This is a genomic window from Burkholderia puraquae (genome assembly GCF_002099195.1).
GTDB lineage: Bacteria > Pseudomonadota > Gammaproteobacteria > Burkholderiales > Burkholderiaceae > Burkholderia > Burkholderia puraquae.
This window is the reverse complement of sequence record NZ_NBYX01000006.1, coordinates 280393-299214: the sequence shown is the minus strand read 5'-3', so window position 1 is coordinate 299214 and position 18822 is coordinate 280393. Positions and strand designations below refer to the sequence as shown.

Genomic DNA, 18822 nt, shown 5'->3' with positions numbered 1-18822 from the left:
GCCATCGGCGCGCGCGTTCGACACGGTTCGAATAAAGCCGTAAGCTAGCCGTCTCTCAAAATAAATACATATAGCGCGGGCCCGCACCCGCGTGAGCGCCCATTCCATGTCGCATTCCGGTCTTACGCGGACGGTCGCCGCGCCGCCGTCCCTGTCCAGTCACGCCGCCGATACCGCGCGCCTCGCCGCGCCGCTCGCGATCGCACAGCTCTCGCAGATGGCGATGAGCGTCACCGACACGGTGCTGCTCGGCTCGCTCGGCCCCGATTCGCTTGCGGCGGGCGGGCTCGGCGCGAACTTCTTCTTCGTCATCGTGACCGTGCTGCAAGGCGTGCTGTCGTCGGTCAGCGTCAGCGTCGCGCACGCGCGCGGCGCCAAGGCCGACGAGCGCGTACCGCACATCTACTGGACCGGCTTCGCGCTGTCCGTGCTGCTCGCGATTCCGGCCATCATCGCGCTGTCGCTGTCCGAACCGATCCTGCTGATGTTCCACGAGCCGCCATTGCTCGCGCATCACGTCGGCGAATACACGGGCATCCTGCGCTTCGCCGCGCTCGGCAGCCTGATCGGCGTCGGGCTGATGCGCGCATTCCTGCCGGCGATCGGCGCGGCGCGGCGGCTGCTGTGGGTGTCGATCGGCGGCGTCGGCATCAACGGCGTGCTGAACTACGGGCTGATCCACGGCGCGTTCGGGCTGCCGCGCCTCGGCTTCCTCGGGTCGGCCGTTGCGACGACGATCACGATCTGGCTCACCGCACTCGCACTGATCTGGCTGCTGCACGGCCGGCAACGCTTCCGTCATTTCGTCACCGCCGCACGCCCGAAGCTGCCCATGATGGGCGAACTGATCGGCATCGGCTGGCCGGTAGCGATCACGTACGGGGTCGAGTCGACGCTGTTCCTCGCAACCGGCCTGACGATCGGCGTACTCGGCGCGACGTCGCTGGCCGCACACCAGATCGCGCTGAACGTCGCGTCGGTGGCGTTCATGGTGCCGCTCGCGATCGGCCAGGCCGCCAACGTGCGGGTCGGTTACTGGGTCGGCGCAGGAGCGCCCGTCGCCGCGCGGCATGCGGGCTTCGTCGCACTCGGCCTCGGTGTCGCGTTCATGTCGCTGTCTGGCATCGTGCTGGTCGTCGCGCCGCACGCGATCGTCGGCCTGTACCTGAACCTCGACGATCCGTCGAACGCGGCCACCGTGTCGCTCGCCGCGTCGCTGCTCGGCATCGCCGCGGTGTTCCAGATCGTCGACGGCGCGCAGACCGTCGCGTCGGGTGCGCTGCGCGGCCTGAAGGACACGCGCATCCCGATGCTCGCGGCGACCCTCGGCTACTGGGGCATCGGTTTTCCGACCGGCTACTGGTTCGCGTTCCACGCGGGCCTCGGTGCCCGGGGCCTCTGGTGGGGCCTCGCAGCCGGCCTGGCAAGCGTGGCCGTGCTGATGGCGTGGCGCTTTCATCTGAAGAGCGCGTCGCTCGTTACGTCGCCGCACTGAGTGCGACACGACGCGAAATCCGGGCCGGCGCTATGCTTGTCGGCTGAAGACTTCAAGACGCCGCGCGAGCGGCGCGACGGCCTCACGATACGTCTTGATTACGCCTGATGCCGCGCGACGACGCGCGGCCTTTCCCCTTTCCTGGAGGAGTGGATCATGAACGAAGCAGTTCGGATGGAACGCGATACGTTCGGCGAGATCGCCGTGCCGGCCGACCGGCTCTGGGGCGCGCAGACCGAGCGCTCGCTGCAGAATTTCCGGATCTCGACCGAAAAGCAGTCGCCCGAGCTGATCCACGCGCTCGCGATCGTCAAGCGCGCCGCGGCGGCCGTGAACCAGTCGCTCGGCGTGCTGGCCGACGACAAGGCGCGCGCGATCATCGACGCGGCCGACGAGATCATCGCCGGCAAGCATCCGCGCGAATTCCCGCTCGCCGTGTGGCAGACGGGCTCGGGCACGCAGACCAACATGAACCTCAACGAGGTGATCGCGAATCGCGCGAGCGAGCTGATGGGTGGCGAGCGCGGCGAAGCGCGCAAGGTTCATCCGAACGACGACGTGAACCGCGGCCAGTCGTCGAACGACGTATTCCCGACCGCGATGCACGTCGCGGCCGCGTACGCGATCGTCAATCACCTGCTGCCGGCGCTGCGCACGCTGCGCACGACGCTCGACGCGAAGTCGAAGGCATTCGCCGACATCGTGAAGATCGGCCGCACGCACCTGCAGGACGCGACGCCGCTCACGCTCGGCCAGGAATTTTCCGGCTACGTCGCGCAGCTCGACCAGGGCATCCGTCACGTCGAGTCGGCCTTGCCGCACCTGTACGAACTCGCGCTCGGCGGCACCGCGGTCGGCACGGGGCTGAACGCGCATCCGGAGTTCGCGGTGCGCGTCGCCGATGAAATCGGCCGGCTCGCAAAGCTGCCGTTCGTGACGGCACCGAGCAAGTTCGAGGTAATGGCGGCCGCCGATGCGCTGGTGTTCGCGCACGGCGCGCTGAAGACGGTCGCGGCCGGCCTGATGAAGATCGCGAACGACGTCCGCTGGCTCGCGAGCGGGCCGCGCTGCGGGCTCGGCGAACTGTCGATTCCGGAGAACGAGCCGGGCAGCTCGATCATGCCGGGCAAGGTGAATCCGACGCAGTCGGAAGCCGTGACGATGCTGTGCTGCCAGGTGTTCGGCAACGACGTCGCGGTCAACGTCGGTGGCGCGAGCGGCAATTTCGAGCTGAACGTGTTCCGGCCGATGATCGCGCACAACGTGCTGCAGTCGGTGCGGCTGCTCGCCGACGGCGCGCAGAGCTTCAACGACCACTGCGCGGTGGGCATCGAGCCGAACCGCTCGCGGATCGACCTGCTGCTGAACGAATCGCTGATGCTCGTGACGGCGCTCAATCCGCACATCGGCTACGACAAGTCGGCGCAGATCGCAAAGAAGGCGCACAAGGAAGGCACGACGCTGAAGGCGGCCGCGCTCGCGCTCGGCTACCTGACCGAGGCGGAATTCGATGCGTGGGTGCGACCGGAGCAGATGATCGGGTCGCAGTAACGGCAGGGAAACGGGCGCGGCGCGATGCGCGGCGCCCGCGGCGGTCAGACCGCGCCTTTCGCGACTTCTTCCGGTTTCATCTCGACGATCTTGTCGAGCGCGGCCCGCACGTCGGCCGCATATTTCGCGAGCACCTTCTGCTCGTCGGTCTCGGGCACGAACGGCGGCACCGGCACCGGGTTGCCGTTCTCGTCGACCGCGACGAACACGACGAGGCAATCGGTCGTCTGGCGCAGCACACCGCCCTTCGGATCGCCGGCATGCACGGACACATGGATGTGCATGCTGGTGCGGCCCGTCGCAACAACGCGCGCCTTCAGCTCGACCAGATTGCCGACCAGGATCGGACGCTGGAAACGGATGTTGCCGACGCTGACCGTCACGCAATAGCGGCTCGACCAGACGGCCGCGCACGCATACGCGACCTCGTCGATCCACTTCATCAGCGCGCCGCCATGCACCTTGCCCCCGAAGTTCACGGACGACGGTTCGGCGAGGAAGCGAAATACGGTTTCGGTGCGGTCGAGGGCGGCCGGTACCGGGGACGGTTGGGACATCTTGTTGGCTCCAGGCGGCAGGGGCGCTGTAATCGGGCCATTATACGTTGCACTGCGGCAACGCGTCGCGGGGCGCCCCGTGTGGCGCGGCTGCCGGAGCCATGCCCGGCGCGCTCGCGGCCGGCGCCGATCAGCGGCGCACTGTGATGCCCTGATCGATCGTTCCGTACATCTCGAGGCTGCCGCCGCGCTCGCCGGCCGCGCCCGTACCGCCCTGCGCACAAGCCGCGCACACGAGCGCGGCCGCCAGCAAACAGAAAATCGTCTTCATCGTTGCGTCGTGTCACGTGCGGCCGCCCGCTGCGGCCGCTTTCGGCCATTCTACGCGCGCCCCGCAAGCGGCCGCAGCCCGGGTCGCCGCGTCGACGATGCCTGCGCCGCTGCATCCGACATTTCAGCCAAAAGCGAAACATCGAATGCGGGCGCCCACTACACTGAAGATCATCCCGCTGACGAGACACGACGATGACCGACCAAGACGACCACCACTTTCCAGGCCTGAGCCGCATCGGTTCACTGATCGCCGACCCCGGGCGCGCCGCGATGCTGTGGGTGCTGATGGACGGCAGTGCACGACCGGCAGGCGAACTGACGATGATCGCGGGGCTGTCGCCCTCCGCCGCAAGCGCCCACCTCGCACGCTTGACCGAAGGCGGCCTGCTCGCGCTCGACGTGCGCGGCCGGCACCGCTACTACCGGATCGCATCGGCCGACATCGCGGCATCGCTCGAGGCGCTCGCGAACGTCGCCCGTGCGGCCGCGCCGCATCGCCCGGTTCCGTCGCCGTCCCGCACGGTTCCGGCCGAATTGCGCTATGCGCGCACCTGCTACGACCACATGGCCGGCGAACTTGCGGTACGCATCTTCGACGGGCTTACTGCGCGCGGCTGGCTGCTTGCCGACGGCGATGCGATCGAGACCACCGAACTCGGCACCCAGGCGCTCGCGCAATGGGGCATCGACGTCGCGCAGCAACGCACGCGCCGGCGCCGCTTCGCGTGCGGCTGCCTCGACTGGAGCGAGCGGCGCTCGCATCTCGGCGGCGCACTCGGTGCAGCGCTGCTCGAGAGCTTCTGCGCGCACGGGTGGATCGAGCGCGCCGCACGGCCGCGCGTGCTGCGCGTCACCGTGCCCGGACAGCAGGTTTTCGACGGGTGGCTTACGTCTGCTTGACGCCTGCATTGCGTCTGCACGACAACGGCGCGCGATCGACAGGTTTTGTTACATCGCGTGCCATCCGACTTACAAAACACCGAGCACTGAAACAGGCCGAGCGGATATTGTGAACTCAACGGCACGAATCGACGCGCCGCGATAATGACGAAGACGCTCACCATGGCCACCCTGTTCACGCTCAAGCGAACCGCCCGCTGCACGCTGCTCGCGTTCGTCGCGCTTGCGGCACTGCCCCCCGCGTTCGCGCAATCGGCCGGCGCCCCTCCCTATGCGACCGCGGCACGGCAACCCGGCGGCGATCCGCCCAGCCGTGTCGCGCGGCTCAATTACCTGTCGGGCGCCGTGACGACCGAGCCGGCCGGCACCGATACGTGGTCGTATGCCGCCGTGAACCGGCCGCTGACGACCGGCGACCAGCTCTGGAACGATGCCGGTGCGCGCTCGGAACTGCACGTCGGCTCGACCGCGGTACGGCTCGGCGAGTCGACGAGCCTGTCGGTACTGAACCTCGACGACACGACGACGCAGCTGAAAGTGGGGCTCGGCACCGTATCGACCCACGTGCGCGATCTGCCGGCCGGCGGATCGTACGAAATCGACACGCCTAACCTCGCGCTCGGCATCACGGGCCCCGGCGACTATCGCGTCGACGTCGCGCCGAACGGCGCGAGCACGACGGTCACGGTGCGCAGCGGCAGTGCGACCGTCTACGGCAGCAATGGCCAGTACCCGCTGTCGCCCGGGCAGCAGGTCGTGTTCACGGGCACCGACCTGCAGGTCGCGCAGCAATCGGCCGCACCAGGCCCCGATGCGCTCGACCAGTGGGCCGCCAGCCGTGACGCGGCCGAAGAGCGCTCGGTGTCGGCCCGCTATGTGTCCCGCGACATTCCCGGGTACCAGGATCTCGACGCGAACGGCACGTGGCGCGAAACCCCGAATTACGGTCAGGTATGGGTGCCGAACGACACGCCGGCCGACTGGGCGCCGTATCACGACGGCCACTGGATCTGGCAGGCACCGTGGGGCTGGACGTGGGTCGACGACGCGCCGTGGGGTTTCGCGCCGTATCACTACGGCCGCTGGGCATATGTGGACGATAGCTGGGCCTGGGTACCGGGCCCGCTGGTCGTCAGCCAGCCGCCTGCCTATGCACCGGCACTCGTTGCGTTCGTGGGCGGTGGCGGCGGTCCCGACTGGAGCGTCGCGCTCACGGTGGGCGGCGTCGCCGCAGCCGGCTGCGCGTGGTTCGCGCTCGGCCCGGGCGAACCGTGGCATCCTGGCTGGGGCGGCTGGAGCCCGCACTACTACGACCGGGTGAACCGCAACATCGTGGTGAACAACGTCAACGTGAACAAGACCGTGAACGTGACGAACATCACCAATATCACCAACATCAACAAGACGTACGTCAACTTCCGCGCGCCGCATGCGATCACGGCCGTACCGGCCTCCGCGTTCGTGCACGGCCAGCCTGTCGCACACTTCTCGCAGCACGTCGACCCGCAGCAATGGCGCAATGCGCACGTCACGCCGGGTACGCCGGGCATTGCGCCGGTGCGCCAGAGCTTCACGGGCGGGCTGCGCAATGCGACCTACCGCCCGCCAGCGGCGATTGCTCAGCACCCGTACGTCGCGACGCGCAATCCTGCCGTGCCGGCCGCGTATCGCGACCACGCCGCGGCCCACCTCGCGCAGCAAGGCGGGCGCGTGCCGGGTGCCGGCGCGCCTGTCGTGAAGACGAACGTGCCGGCCGACTATACGGCTCGTCCGGTTCGCGTACCGGGTAAGCCGGGCAGCGGCGCATGGGCGATGCACAACGTACAGCTCGTGAACCCGCACGGCCCTGTCGTGCAGCCGGCTCGTGCGCCGCGCGAAGGCCAGCCGGCCGCCGTGCAGGCCGGGCGGCCGGGAGCACCGATGCCGGGCATGCCGAACGTCATGCGGCCCGCGAACGGCGAAAACCCCAACGCCCCGCGTTTTGCCAACGGCGGCATGCCGCAGGCAGCCGGCAACCCGATGCCACATCAGGCATTCGGGCCCGGCAACGGCGTCCCGCATCCGCCGGTAGCGAACAACAATCCGTCCGGCCTCGGCAACGCGCGCGCAGCCGAGGCGCCGTCGCCCGCGTGGATGCAGCCGCACACACCGATGGAGCGACAGCACCCTGCTCCGCCGACCGCGCTGCATGCGGCAGGACAGAATGCGCTGCCGCCCGTGCGCAGCGCCGCGCTGCCGCATCCGGACGGCGTGCCGACTCCGCAGGGCGCGCAGCCCGGCAGCCGGAACGACGCGCCGCGCGCATTACCGCAGCCGCGGCTCGACAATACGGCGCAGATTCCGCAGCCGCGTCCGCACCCCGATTTCCCGACGCCGGCCCAGCATGGGCAACCGCAACCGGAACGGGCGGCACCTGCGCCGCAACCGCGCCCCGAATTCGCGCAACCGGCGCCGCATCGTGAAGTCGCCCCGCCACGTGTGAACGAGTACCGTCCGCCGGCCCCCGCCGTGCATGACATGCCGCGCCCGCAACCGCAGGCGCCGCGCATGGAACCCCGGCCACAACCCGCGCCTCGCATGGAGCCGAGACCGCAACCGGCGCCACGGATGGAGCCGCGCCCGTCGATGCCCGCACCGCGCATGGAACCGCGGCCGCAACCGGCGCCGCACGTTGAGGCGCCGCACCCAAGCAACCCGCCGCCGCAAGGCGGTCACGAAGAACGGCATCGCCAGTAAGTGCCGCAAACGTGAAACAAAAAAGCCCGACCGGTATCAGCCGGTCGGGCCCTTTATCTGCGGGGCGCGGATCTGATGCATCCGCGCGGCCCGGGTCGAGCGATCAGACCGCCATCGGCGCAGTCAGCGGCTCATGGTGGCGGTAGCCGACGAGCGCGAAATCGGACGGCTCGATCTGCTCCAGCCACTCGGGCGCGTAGACGCCCGTCTTCGCGTATTCCGGCACACGCTCGGCAATCTCGAGCCGCGGGCTTTCGTACGGCTCGCGCGTGAGCTGACGCTGCAGCATGTCGAGCTGGTTCTCGTAGATGTGCGCGTCGCCGATGAAGTAAGTGAACCAGCGCGGCGTGTAGCCCGTCAGCCGGCCGACGAGCGACAGCAGCGCGGCCCCTTCCGTCAGGTTGAACGGCGTACCGAGGCCGACGTCGTTGCTGCGGATGTACAGGCACAGCGAGATTTCGCGCTTCGTCGCATTCGGCAGGAACTGGTACAGCAGATGGCACGCCGGCAGCGCGATCTGGTCGAGCACGGCCGGATTCCACGCGTGAAACAGGATGCGGCGGTCGGACGGGTTCTCCATGATCGTGTCCAGGCACTGGCGCAGCTGGTCGATCGCCTTGTACAGCAGCACCTTCGGCGCGCCGTCTTCGTCAAAACGCGTGACGATCCGGAAGCCGCGCTGCGTCGCATCGGCGATCTGCGCGTCGGCACCCGCGTCGAGCACCTTGTAGCCCGGCCACTGGCGCCATTGCACGCCGTATACGTCGCCGAGATCGTCGACGCCCTGGCGATACGGGTTCGCGAGCCACTGCGCGTTCTCGTTCGCGTTCGCGTCCCACACCTTGCAGCCGAGCGCGCGGAAATCGGCCGCGCTGCGCGACGCGCGCAGGAAACCGACCAGCTCGCCGATCGCGGACTTGAACGCGAGCTTCTTGGTCGTCACGGCCGGGAAGCCTTGCTGCAGGTCGAAGCGCAGCATCGCGCCCGGCATGCTGATGGTGCGAATTCCCGTGCGGTTCTCCTGCCAGGTGCCGGTATCGAGAATGGTACGAACGAGATCGAGATACTGTTTCATGCGGGTTCCTTCGGCCGCGAGGGCGGCCGTACCCGCCAATTTTAGCAAGCGTGATGCGGAAGCTCCGGCAACGTCGCCGAAAACCCTGCCAGCGTGTCGCCGCGATCGCGCATGCCGTGCGCGCACATCAGCCGGTAGAGCGTGACGCGCGACACACCGAGCTCGCGCGCGGCATCCGCGAAACGGCCGCGATGGCGCAACAGCGCCTGCTCGATCGCCTGCCGTTCGGCCGCCTCGCGCGCCTCCAGCAGCGACACGGGCGCGAGCGTCGCAAAGTCGTTCAGCTCGAGATCGGCCGCGGTGATCATCCTGCCCTCCGACATGACGATCGCGCGGCGCACGCGATTGATCAGCTCGCGCACGTTGCCCGGCCACGAATAGCCGTACAGCGACGCAACCGCATCAGGGGAAAAGCCGCGCAGGCGACGATGCGCGTCGCCCTTGAATCGCTCTAGCATGTGGCGCGCGAGTATCTCGATGTCCTTGCCGCGCGCACGCAGCGGCGGCTCCTCGATCTTCAGCACGCACAGACGATGGAACAGGTCCTCGCGGAACCGCCCTTCGCGCAGCGCCGCTTCCATGTCCACGTGTGTCGCGCAGATCACGCGTACGTCGACGGGCACCGACACATGGGCACCCAACCGCTCGATCTTGCCTTCCTGCAGGAAGCGCAGCAGGCTTGCCTGGCTTTCGAGCGGCAAGTCGCCGATCTCGTCGAGAAACAGCGTGCCGCCGTTGGCAGCCTCGACGCGGCCGATCTTGCGCTGGTTCGCGCCGGTGAACGCGCCGCGCTCATAGCCGAACAGTTCGGCCTGCAGCAGCGTCGACGGGATCGCGCCGCAATTGATCGCGATGAACGGCGCATGCGCGCGCGACGAACGTTCGTGAATCGCGACCGCCGTCAATTCCTTGCCCGTACCCGATTCGCCCGAAATGAACACCGGCGCGTCAGTGGCCGCGACGCGGCGAATTGTCCTGAAGAGCCCGAGCATCGCATCGCAGGTCCCGACCATTTCGCCTTCGCTGCGTCCGGCGCCGACGGGCGGTGCAACGGGTTCGGTCAGCGCGACCATGCCGTGCGCATGACCGACGGTCTCGACGATCCGCGACGTCTCGTACGGCATCGTCACGTAGTCGAAGCAATAGTCGCGAATAAGATGGCGCAGCGTGGCGTCCTGCAACTGGCCGCGGCGCGTCGCCGCGATCCAGCCGATGTGCTGAATGCTCAGACAGGATTCGAGCTCGCGCAGGTCCGAGGGCTTGAAGCCCGGCGAAAAGTCGAGCAACCCGGCCGTCGCGACACCATGCTGCACGACGCGCCGTACGTCTCGCACGGTCTCAGCGAGATCGACACGCCAGCCGCATTCGTCGAAATGGCTGCGCAACGCGTCGTTCGGTTCGCGCGAATAGTAGATCACGTGCCGCTGATCGGCGCCCATATGCTCACCCCGTTCATCAACCGTCTAACGATTGCCGTGCACGCCAGGTCACGTGCGAAAAGGATCGAATCGGGTCAGCCGAAGGCGGCTCGATTCGCCATGCCGATGCGCGGCGACGACAATGCCTCGCATGATGGCGCTTATCTCGCGTCTGGTTATTTTTTTGATAAGACAGCTTGGGTTATAGGCACTGAATACGACAATCCGATTTCAGCGCCGTGGGCGATACGGCCGAATCGCTCAGGAGGTCGATGCATGTCAATCGTCTGCACATAGCAGCCGCGCAGCGATGGGTTCTCTCATCCACACATGCGACGATTTTCATCCTTGAAGCGCATTGGTTGAATCCGCAGTATTCCCGAGCCCCCTCGTTTCAAGCCTGAAACATTTTCAGCCGTTTTTCGACACAATTCGCAACGCATGCGCACGAATCGCAGTCTCGACAACGGTCCCGGCGCGATGGCATGTATTTCGCTGAATATGGAAACCGTCGGAGACAGCGACCATGCGAAAACATCTTTTACTTTCTTTCGTGCCGATGACCATCGCGGTCGCGGCCGCCGGTCCGCCCACGCCCGTACGCGCAGACGAAAGCACGAATCCGGACCGTGCCATGCTGCTTGCGGCAAACTCGCCGGGCATGCAGCACGGCAACGGGTTCGGCATCGTGACCGTGTCGTCACCGCAACCGCTGCCCGCCGGCCGGACTTCGGTGACGCTGTGGGACGAGATCCCGTCACCGCCCGTGTTGCCGATGCCGGTCCCGGCACCGCAGCCCGGCGACGTGCAGCATGCGATGGAAGGTAATACGCAAGGCAGTACGCACCAGTGAGTGCGAGCCGATCCATTTGATCAGGATAACGTATTGATTGGAGTGACCTGGGCAGCATCGATCGGCTGCCGGCATCGGCGATCTCGCAACACGGCACGGTTTTGTGCTCCGTCCCCCGGCGGGCACGCTTTTTATTCATTCCGTCGCCGCGACGCATTGCCTCAAGCGTCGCGGCGCACAGGGTAGGAAGGCAGATGCGCGCACCCGGAACCGGCGCGCGCCGCCGTTCCGGTAGAATCGGCGCCATTCCGGTTCTCCTCTCCCCGACCTTCATGACGACGTTGACCCTGATCGTCGCGCGTGCCCGCAACGGCATCATCGGCCGCGACAACCAGTTGCCCTGGAAACTTCCCGAGGATCTCGCCTTCTTCAAGCGCACGACGATGGGCGCACCGATCGTGATGGGCCGCAAGACCCACGAGTCGATCGGCCGGCCGCTGCCGGGCCGCCGCAATATCGTCGTCACGCGCGACGCAGCGCGTCGCTTCGACGGCTGCGACACGGTCACGTCGCTCGCCGACGCGCTGGCGCTCGCCGCGCGCGACGGGGTGCCCGAGGCGTTCCTGATCGGCGGCGCGCAACTCTACGCGGAAGGTCTCGTACTCGCGGACAAGCTGGTCGTCACCGAGATCGATGCCGACTTCGAAGGCGACGCATCGTTCCCGGCACCCGACGCCGCGCAGTGGCAGGAAGTGTCGCGCGATGCGCACCAGGCGGCCGCGCCGAACACGTTCGGCTATGCGTTCGTCGTCTACGAGCGCAAGCGCGGCTGACGCGGCACGCGCAATGAAAAAAGCCCGACCGGCTCACGCCGGTCGGGCTTTTTCGTTTGATGGCGGCCGATGCCGCGCGCCGCTTATTGCCCGGCGATCGTCATCTGCTCGATCAGCACCGAGCCCGTTTCCTTCGTGCCGCGCACGATCGAATCCGCACCGATCGCGACGATATGCCGGAACATCTCCTGCAGCGTGCTCGCGACGGTGATTTCCTCGACCGGATACTGGATCACGCCGTTCTCGACCCAGAAGCCCGCCGCGCCGCGCGAATAGTCACCCGTCACGTAGTTCACGCCCTGCCCCATCAGTTCGGTCAGCAACAGGCCCGTGCCGAGCTTCTTCAGCATCGCGTCGAAATCGTCGCCCGGCTGCGTGTTCGAGCTGCGCAGCGCGAGGTTGTGCGAGCCGCCTGCGTTGCCGGTGGTCTGCGTGCCGAGCTTGCGCGCCGAGTAGGTCGACAGGAAGTAGCCTTCGACCACACCATCCTTGACGACGCTGCGCGCACGCGTACGCACACCTTCCTCGTCGAACGGCGCGCTGCCCATCGCGCGCGGCACGTGCGGATCCTCGACGACCTGGACGTGCGGCGCGAACACCGGCTTGCCGAGGCTGTCGACGAGGAACGACGTCTTGCGGTACAGCGCGCCGCCGCTTACTGCCTGCACGAACGCGCCGAGCAGGCCGGCCGCGAGCGGCGCTTCGAACAGCACGGGCACCTTGCGGGTGTCGAGACGACGCGCGCCCATCCGCGCAAGCGCACGCTCGGCCGCGTAACGGCCCACCGCTTCAGGTGCTGCGAGATCGATCGCGCTGCGCTTCGACGAATACCAGTCGTCGCGCTGCATGTGGCGGCCGCTGCCCGCGATCGGCGCGCACGCGATGTAGTGGCGCGAATACGGGTAGCCGGACAGGAAGCCGCGCGACGTCGCGAGCACGAATTGCGAATGCTGGGCCGACACGCTCGCGCCTTCCGAATTGCGGATCTGCGGGCTGACCGCGAATGCGGCGTCTTCCGCGCGGCGGGCGAGCTCGACGGCCTCGTCGGCCGTCAGCGCCCACGGGTGGTACAGATCGAGGTCGCGCGGATCGGTTTCGAGCAGTTCGGCCTCGGCGAGGCCGGCCGCCTCGTCCTCGGCCGTGAAGCGCGCGATGTTGTACGCGGCGGCGACGGTATCCTTGATCGCGCCCGGCGAGAAGTCCGACGTGCTCGCGTTGCCGCGCTTCTTGCCGATGAACACGGTCACGCCGACCATCTTGTCGCGGTTGTGCTCGATCGTTTCGACTTCGCCGCGGCGCACCGACACCGACAGGCCGTCGCCCTCGGAGATTTCGGTCGCGGCGTCCGTCGCCCCGAGCGCCTTCGCATGGCGAAGGATGTCCGAGGCGATTTCTTTGAGCTGGTCCTGCGTGTGCGGGAAATAGCGCGCTTGTACGTCGAGATTGGCTGCCATCGTCTTGATATCCGGTGGCGGGCGGGCGCCCGCATGGTCAAAATGTTGCGTATCCCGCGATCATAGCAAGGTCCGGGGCCGGACACCGACAAGCTTGGGGTGTCCGCGGCGCGATACAATGCCGTCCATGACACGCAAAACCCGAATCCAACCGATCGAGCATGCCGTCGAAGACGACGACAATGGCTACGATCGCCCCAGCAAATCCCAGCTCAAGCGCGAGATGCACGAGCTGCAGGTGCTCGGTCAGGCGCTCGTCGACCTGCCGAAAGACGCGCTGAAACGCATGCCGATGCCCGAAAGTCTCGCCGACGCCGTTCGCGAGGCGCGCCGGATCACCGATCACGAAGGCAAGCGCCGCCAGCTCCAGTATGTCGGCCGCGTGATGCGCTCGCTGACCGACGACGAAACCGCCGCACTGCGCACCGCGCTCGACGCGCAGCGCGGCGTGAACAAGGCCGCGACGGCCCGCCTGCACTGGATCGAACGCACGCGCGAACAGTTGCTCGCCAACGACGACGCGTTGACCGAATTCCTGCGCCAGCACCCGGAAGCCGACATCCAGGAAGGCCGCACGCTGATCCGCAACGCACGCAAGGAAGCGCAGCAAGGCAAGCCGCCGCGCTATTTCCGCGAGCTGTTCCAGTGGATCAAGGCCGCCGGCGGCACGTCCGATGCGGACGACGAAGCGGCGGACGACGCCGGAGACGACCATGACGACGACGAAGCGTAATCACCCGGACGAGCTCGTCGTCGGCCTCGTGTCGATCAGCGATCGCGCGAGCACGGGCGTCTATGAAGACAAGGGCATTCCCGCACTGCAGGAGTGGCTCGCCGGCGCGCTGGTGTCGCCGTGGCGCGCCGAAACGCGCCTGATCCAGGATGATGCGCCGACGATCTCGGCCACGCTCGCCGAGCTCGTCGACATCGTTGGGTGCGACCTCGTGCTGACGACCGGCGGCACGGGCCCCGCGCGCCGTGACGTAACGCCCGAAGCCACGCTGGCCGTGGCGACGAAGGAAATGCCGGGATTCGGCGAACAGATGCGGCAGATCAGCCTGAATTTCGTGCCGACCGCGATCCTGTCGCGGCAGGTCGCGGTGATCCGCGAGACGGATGACCATGCGGCGCTGATCATCAACCTGCCCGGCCAGCCGAAGTCGATCCGGGAAACGCTCGAAGGGCTGCGCGATGCCGACGGCAAGTCGACCGTGCCCGGCATTTTCGCCGCGGTGCCCTACTGCATCGACCTGATCGGCGGCCCGTACCTCGAGACCGACGCCGCGGTGGTCGCGGCGTTCCGGCCGAAAAGCGCGCGGCGCTGAGCCTGCACCCAGCGCCAAGCGCGTGCCGGCCCGCTCAGGCGGCCGGCGCGGACTCGCCCGCCGAAGCAGACGCCGCGGGAATCAGGAAATGCTCGCGGTAGTACTTCAGCTCGTCGATCGACTCGTGGATGTCCGCGAGCGCCGTGTGCATCGCCCGCTTCTGGAAACCCTTGTAGATCGCCGGCTGCCAGCGGCGGCACAGCTCCTTGAGCGTGCTGACGTCGAGGTTGCGGTAGTGGAAGAACCGCTCGAATTCCGGCATCCAGCGCGCCATGAAGCGGCGATCCTGGCAGATCGAGTTGCCGCACATCGGCGACTTGCCGGGCGACACGTACTGCGCGAGGAACGCCTGCAACTGGGCGGCGGCATCCGCCTCGGTCACGGTCGACGCGCGCACGCGGTCGATCAGGCCCGAGCGGCCGTGCGTCGACTTGTTCCAGTCGTCCATCTTCGCGAGCGTTTCGTCGCTCTGGTGGATTGCGAACACGGGGCCTTCGACGGCGATGTCGAGCGTGGAATTGGTCACGACGACCGCGATTTCGATGATGCGGTCGTTATCCGGGTCGAGGCCCGTCATCTCCATGTCGAGCCAGACGAGGTTCAACTCGTTGCGCACGAGCGCGGGCTGGCTGGAGGAAGCGGCGGTATCGGTCATGAGTCATCCTGGAAAATGGCGGACGGCGCGCGGTGCCGCCCGGGCGGCCGGCATCGCATCAGCGGGCCCGGTCCGCAAGAACATATAATTCTCGCATAGAACCCTTTGGCGCCTTCGATGTCACCCTTTTCGTTCACCCTGCTGTTCGCGCTCGCCGTGCTCGCGATGGTCGTCACCAAGCTGTGGCTCGCGTCGCGGCAGATCCGCTTCGTCGCCGCGCACCGCAACGGCGTTCCCGCGCAGTTCAGCGCAACCATCCCGCTGACCGCCCACCAGCGCGCGGCAGACTATACGGTCGAGCGCACCCGGCTGACGATGCTCGAGATCGTCGTCAGCGCGGCCGTGCTGGTCGGCCTCACGCTGCTCGGCGGCGTCGGCGCACTCGACACGCTGCTCACCGGCTGGCTCGGCCGCGGCTACGGGCAACAGGTCGCGCTCGTCGCCGCCGTACTCGTGATCACGAGCGTCATCGACGTCCCGTTCGAGTATTACCGTCAGTTCGGGATCGAGCAGCGCTTCGGCTTCAACCGGATGACGAAGCGCCTGTTCTTCACCGACATGCTGAAAAACTCGCTGCTCGGCGCCGCGCTCGGCCTGCCGCTGCTGTTCGTCGTACTGTGGCTGATGAACCAGGCCGGCAGCCTGTGGTGGCTGTGGACCTGGATCGTCTGGGTCGCGTTCCAGATGCTCGTGCTGCTGATCTACCCGACCTTCATCGCCCCGCTCTTCAACAAGTTCGAACCGCTGAAGGACGACGCGCTGCGCGCGCGCATCGAGTCGCTGATGAAGCGCTGCGGCTTCGCGGCGAAGGGGCTGTTCGTGATGGACGGCAGCCGCCGCTCCGCGCATGGCAACGCGTACTTCACGGGCTTCGGCGCGTCGAAGCGAATCGTGTTCTTCGACACGCTGCTCGCGCGCCTGTCCGGCGAGGAAATCGAGGCCGTGCTCGCGCACGAGCTCGGCCACTTCAAGCGCCGCCACGTGATGAAGCGGATGCTCGTGTCGTTCGTGCTGAGCCTCGTGCTGCTCGCGCTGCTCGGCTGGCTGGCGCAACGCACGTGGTTCTACACAGGGCTCGGCGTCGCGCCGTCGCTCGACACCAGCAACGCGGGCGCCGCGCTCGTGCTGTTCTTCCTCGCGATTCCCGTGTTCCTGTTCTTCGCGACGCCGTTCGGCAGCCTGACGTCGCGCAAGCACGAATTCGAGGCTGACGCATTCGCGGCCAGCCAGACCGACGCGCAAGATCTCGTCAGCGCACTCGTGAAGCTCTATGAGGACAACGCGTCGACGCTGACGCCTGACCCTGTCTACACGGCCTTCTACTACTCGCATCCGCCTGCGTCGCAGCGGATCGACCGCCTGCTGCAGCACGCATGAGCCGCCCGACCTCCCGCAAGCCGGCCCCGCGTGCATCGAGCGCGCAGCGGGTCGAAGGCCGCGTGATCGCGGCGCACGGGCGCCACTACATCGTCGCGCCCGACGACGGCGGCCCGATGCTGCAGTGCTTCCCGCGCGGCAAGAAGAGCGACATCGCGGTCGGCGACCGTGTCGCGTACGAGCTCGCATCGGCCGACCAGGGCGTCATCGTCGAGATCGGCGAACGGCGCAACCTGCTGTACCGTTCCGACCAGTTCAAGTCGAAGCTGTTCGCGGCCAACCTCGATCAGTTGCTGATCGTGCTCGCGACCGAGCCCTACTTCAGCGAGGACCTGCTCGGCCGCGCGCTGATCGCCGCCGAGGCGAACGAGCTGAAGCCGCTTGTCGTGTTGAACAAGATCGATGTCGAAGCCGCGCTGCCGGTCGCGCGCGAGCGCCTCGCACCGTACCGCGCACTCGGCTACGACGTGCTCGAGCTGTCGGTGAAGGGCTCGCCCGACGACGCGCGCGCGCAACTGATGCCGCACCTCGCCGGGCATTCGACGATCCTGCTCGGCCAGTCCGGGATGGGCAAGTCGACGCTCGTGAACCTGCTCGTTCCCGATGCCGAAGCAGCCACGCGCGAGATTTCGGCTGCGCTCAACAGCGGCCGTCACACGACGACGTTCACGCGCCTCTACCCGTTGCAGGGCGGCGGTGCCCTGATCGATTCGCCGGGTTTCCAGGAATTCGGCCTCTACCACCTGACGGAAGGCCGTCTCGAGCGCGCATTTCCAGAGTTCCGGCCGCTGCTCGCCGACTGCCGTTTCTATAATTGTCATCATCTGCACGAACCCGGCTGCGCGATTCTCGAAGCGGTCGCCGACGGCCGCATCGCCCCGTCGCGGCACGCGCTGTACGCGCAGCTCGTGCACGAGGCGAGCCAGATCGTCCGCTGATCGCGCGGCACGCGCGCGGCGGCCAGCCGGTGCCGCGCGGGCCGGCCCTCACCGACAGGAGCCGCGATGCGTTTCAAGGCACCCGATCTCGCGACGGCGCAGCATTGGGCCAACGTGCTTCAGGTGGCCGGCATCGGTTGCGAGCTGCATAACTGCTACGCGACCGGCGCGCTCGGCGGCCTGCCCGCCGACGCGTGCACGCCCGAGCTGTGGCTCGACGACGAACGCGACGACGCGCTCGCACGCCGGCTCCTCGATGCCGCATCGCACGGCCCGTCGGCCGGCGCCGCGCCGTGGCGCTGCCGGCAATGCGGCGAAGCGCTCGAGGCCCAGTTCACCGCGTGCTGGCAATGCGGCGCCGTACGCGACCCGCTCGACGACTGACTCGCAACAAAAAGGCCGGCTTCAAGCCGGCCTTTTGCCTTTCGTCGGTACCGCACTGCCCCGTCACGACACCCAGACGGCGAGCGTCAGCATCAGCAGCAGAATCATCCACAGGATCACCGCGCGCCACACGAGGCCGACTGCAGATTGCAGCGTACGCGGCGTGCAATCATCACCGACCGTCAACGGACCGCTGTCGCCGACTGCCAGCGCATCGAGGCTCGACGGTTCCGCAAGCGGCCCCGCAAGGCGCGCGCCGAGCGCTCCGCTGCCGGCTGCCAGCAGGACGCCATCGTTCGGATCGGGCCACTGGCGCGTGTGGTTGCGCCACGCGTAGATCGCGTCCTCGAAATTGCCGACGATCGCGAAGCCGAGCGCGGTCAATCGCGCGGGAATCCAGTCGATCACGAAGAACGCGCGCTGCGCGAACGTCGAGAAGGCCGCCGTGCGGTCGTCGCCCGGCGTCGACCAGCTGCGCGCGAGGTATTCGGAAATCCGGTACAGCACGGCACCGGCCGGGCCGAGCGGCAACACGTACCAGAAGAACACGCCGAACACGTGGCGATGCGATGCGACAACGGCATGAATCAGCGTGTGGCGGACGATTTCTCCGACCGGCATGTCGACCGTGTCGATGCCCGTCCACTCGTGCAGGATTTCGCGCGCACGCGGCACGTCGTCGTTGTTGAGCGCGAGGTGGATATCGGTGAAGTAGTGGCTGAACTGGCGGAAGCCGAGCGTGAAATACACGACGACGACGTTCCAGATGAATGCGAGCACGAAGCTCACCTTGTACAGCAGGAAATAGATCAGCGCGACGATCAGCACCCACGGCAGCACGACCGCGAGCCATGCAAGGATGCCGTGCTTCTGCTTGCCGGCGTCGAGACCATGCGCGACGGTTTCCGCATGAAACTGGAACAGCGCGAACACCGGATTGTTCGGCGACAACGCGCGGACCTGTTCGATGATGAGGGCGAGGAGAACCGAAAAGAAAGTCATGCGTGGCGCCGTCTTCGGAGTTATGTCATTTTTTGCATAACGATAGCACAGCGTAA

The 18822-nt window shown here is 67.3% G+C and carries 18 protein-coding genes; 11 read left to right on the top strand and 7 right to left on the bottom strand.

Features of this window, described 5'->3' with window-relative positions; translation table 11 throughout:
* The first annotated feature begins 106 nt into the window (after positions 1–106).
* Positions 107–1495, top strand: coding sequence for a multidrug efflux MATE transporter NorM (gene norM / locus B7G54_RS15135; RefSeq protein ID WP_085039782.1), 1389 nt, complete (start codon positions 107–109; stop codon positions 1493–1495).
* A gap of 156 nt (positions 1496–1651) precedes the next feature.
* A complete protein-coding gene (gene fumC / locus B7G54_RS15130; RefSeq protein WP_047850516.1) occupies positions 1652–3046 on the top strand; it encodes a class II fumarate hydratase in 1395 nt (464 codons plus the stop codon).
* Positions 3047–3090: 44 nt separating this feature from the next.
* Here fumC and B7G54_RS15125 read toward each other — a convergent pair whose 3' ends face one another.
* Together B7G54_RS15125 and B7G54_RS39040 are read right to left on the bottom strand one after the other, a co-directional pair.
* Positions 3091–3603: an acyl-CoA thioesterase gene (locus B7G54_RS15125; RefSeq protein WP_012328135.1), complete on the bottom strand. Its 513-nt coding sequence runs from the start codon at positions 3601–3603 to the stop codon at positions 3091–3093.
* A gap of 130 nt (positions 3604–3733) precedes the next feature.
* Positions 3734–3874, bottom strand: coding sequence for a hypothetical protein (locus B7G54_RS39040; protein WP_165765577.1), 141 nt, complete (start codon positions 3872–3874; stop codon positions 3734–3736).
* Positions 3875–4068: 194 nt separating this feature from the next.
* Between B7G54_RS39040 and B7G54_RS15120 the strand changes: the two genes are divergently transcribed.
* Positions 4069–4776: an ArsR/SmtB family transcription factor gene (locus tag B7G54_RS15120; protein ID WP_085039781.1), complete on the top strand. Its 708-nt coding sequence runs from the start codon at positions 4069–4071 to the stop codon at positions 4774–4776.
* A gap of 162 nt (positions 4777–4938) precedes the next feature.
* A complete protein-coding gene (locus tag B7G54_RS15115; protein WP_085039838.1) occupies positions 4939–7512 on the top strand; it encodes a DUF6600 domain-containing protein in 2574 nt (857 codons plus the stop codon).
* Positions 7513–7615: 103 nt separating this feature from the next.
* On the opposite strand, the gene B7G54_RS15110 is transcribed toward B7G54_RS15115, so the two are convergent.
* On the bottom strand, positions 7616–8587 hold the full coding sequence (locus tag B7G54_RS15110; protein WP_085039780.1) for a thymidylate synthase: 972 nt from the start codon (positions 8585–8587) through the stop codon (positions 7616–7618).
* Between the two features lie 41 nt (positions 8588–8628).
* The gene (locus tag B7G54_RS15105) at positions 8629–10026 is read right to left on the bottom strand and encodes a sigma-54 dependent transcriptional regulator (protein ID WP_085039779.1); all 1398 of its coding nucleotides are present in this window, start codon (positions 10024–10026) and stop codon (positions 8629–8631) included.
* A 613-nt stretch (positions 10027–10639) separates the two neighbouring features.
* On the opposite strand from B7G54_RS15105, the gene B7G54_RS15095 reads away from it, so the two are divergent.
* Complete coding sequence (locus tag B7G54_RS15095; RefSeq protein WP_244289339.1) at positions 10640–10858, top strand: hypothetical protein; 219 nt, start codon at positions 10640–10642, stop codon at positions 10856–10858.
* A gap of 272 nt (positions 10859–11130) precedes the next feature.
* The gene (locus B7G54_RS15090) at positions 11131–11631 is read left to right on the top strand and encodes a dihydrofolate reductase (protein ID WP_085039776.1); all 501 of its coding nucleotides are present in this window, start codon (positions 11131–11133) and stop codon (positions 11629–11631) included.
* 83 nt (positions 11632–11714) lie between these two features.
* Here the strand turns inward: B7G54_RS15090 and pmbA are convergent, their stop codons facing one another.
* Positions 11715–13085, bottom strand: coding sequence for a metalloprotease PmbA (gene pmbA / locus B7G54_RS15085; RefSeq protein WP_085039775.1), 1371 nt, complete (start codon positions 13083–13085; stop codon positions 11715–11717).
* Positions 13086–13212: 127 nt separating this feature from the next.
* On the opposite strand from pmbA, the gene yjgA reads away from it, so the two are divergent.
* Together yjgA and mog are read left to right on the top strand one after the other, a co-directional pair.
* Entirely contained in the window at positions 13213–13818 is a 606-nt protein-coding gene (gene yjgA / locus B7G54_RS15080) for a ribosome biogenesis factor YjgA (RefSeq protein ID WP_279628075.1), read from the top strand.
* Positions 13799–14410, top strand: a complete 612-nt coding sequence (gene mog, locus B7G54_RS15075; RefSeq protein ID WP_085039837.1) for a molybdopterin adenylyltransferase — start codon at positions 13799–13801, stop codon at positions 14408–14410. The genes yjgA and mog overlap by 20 nt, the downstream gene beginning before the upstream one ends.
* 34 nt (positions 14411–14444) lie before the next feature.
* Here the strand turns inward: mog and orn are convergent, their stop codons facing one another.
* Entirely contained in the window at positions 14445–15065 is a 621-nt protein-coding gene (gene orn / locus B7G54_RS15070) for an oligoribonuclease (protein WP_085039773.1), read from the bottom strand.
* Between the two features lie 117 nt (positions 15066–15182).
* Here orn and B7G54_RS15065 point away from each other — a divergent pair, with 117 nt between their 5' ends.
* From B7G54_RS15065 to B7G54_RS15055, 3 genes are all read left to right on the top strand, one after another.
* Positions 15183–16442, top strand: coding sequence for a M48 family metallopeptidase (locus tag B7G54_RS15065; RefSeq protein WP_085039772.1), 1260 nt, complete (start codon positions 15183–15185; stop codon positions 16440–16442).
* Positions 16439–17380 (top strand): ribosome small subunit-dependent GTPase A, encoded by a 942-nt coding sequence (rsgA, locus tag B7G54_RS15060; protein ID WP_085039771.1) that lies wholly within the window; start codon positions 16439–16441, stop codon positions 17378–17380. Before B7G54_RS15065 ends, rsgA begins: the two co-directional genes overlap by 4 nt.
* 66 nt (positions 17381–17446) lie before the next feature.
* Entirely contained in the window at positions 17447–17764 is a 318-nt protein-coding gene (locus B7G54_RS15055; protein WP_011351362.1) for a putative signal transducing protein, read from the top strand.
* Positions 17765–17827: 63 nt separating this feature from the next.
* Here the strand turns inward: B7G54_RS15055 and B7G54_RS15050 are convergent, their stop codons facing one another.
* On the bottom strand, positions 17828–18766 hold the full coding sequence (locus B7G54_RS15050) for a CobD/CbiB family protein (RefSeq protein ID WP_085039770.1): 939 nt from the start codon (positions 18764–18766) through the stop codon (positions 17828–17830).
* Between the last annotated feature and the right edge of the window lie 56 nt (positions 18767–18822).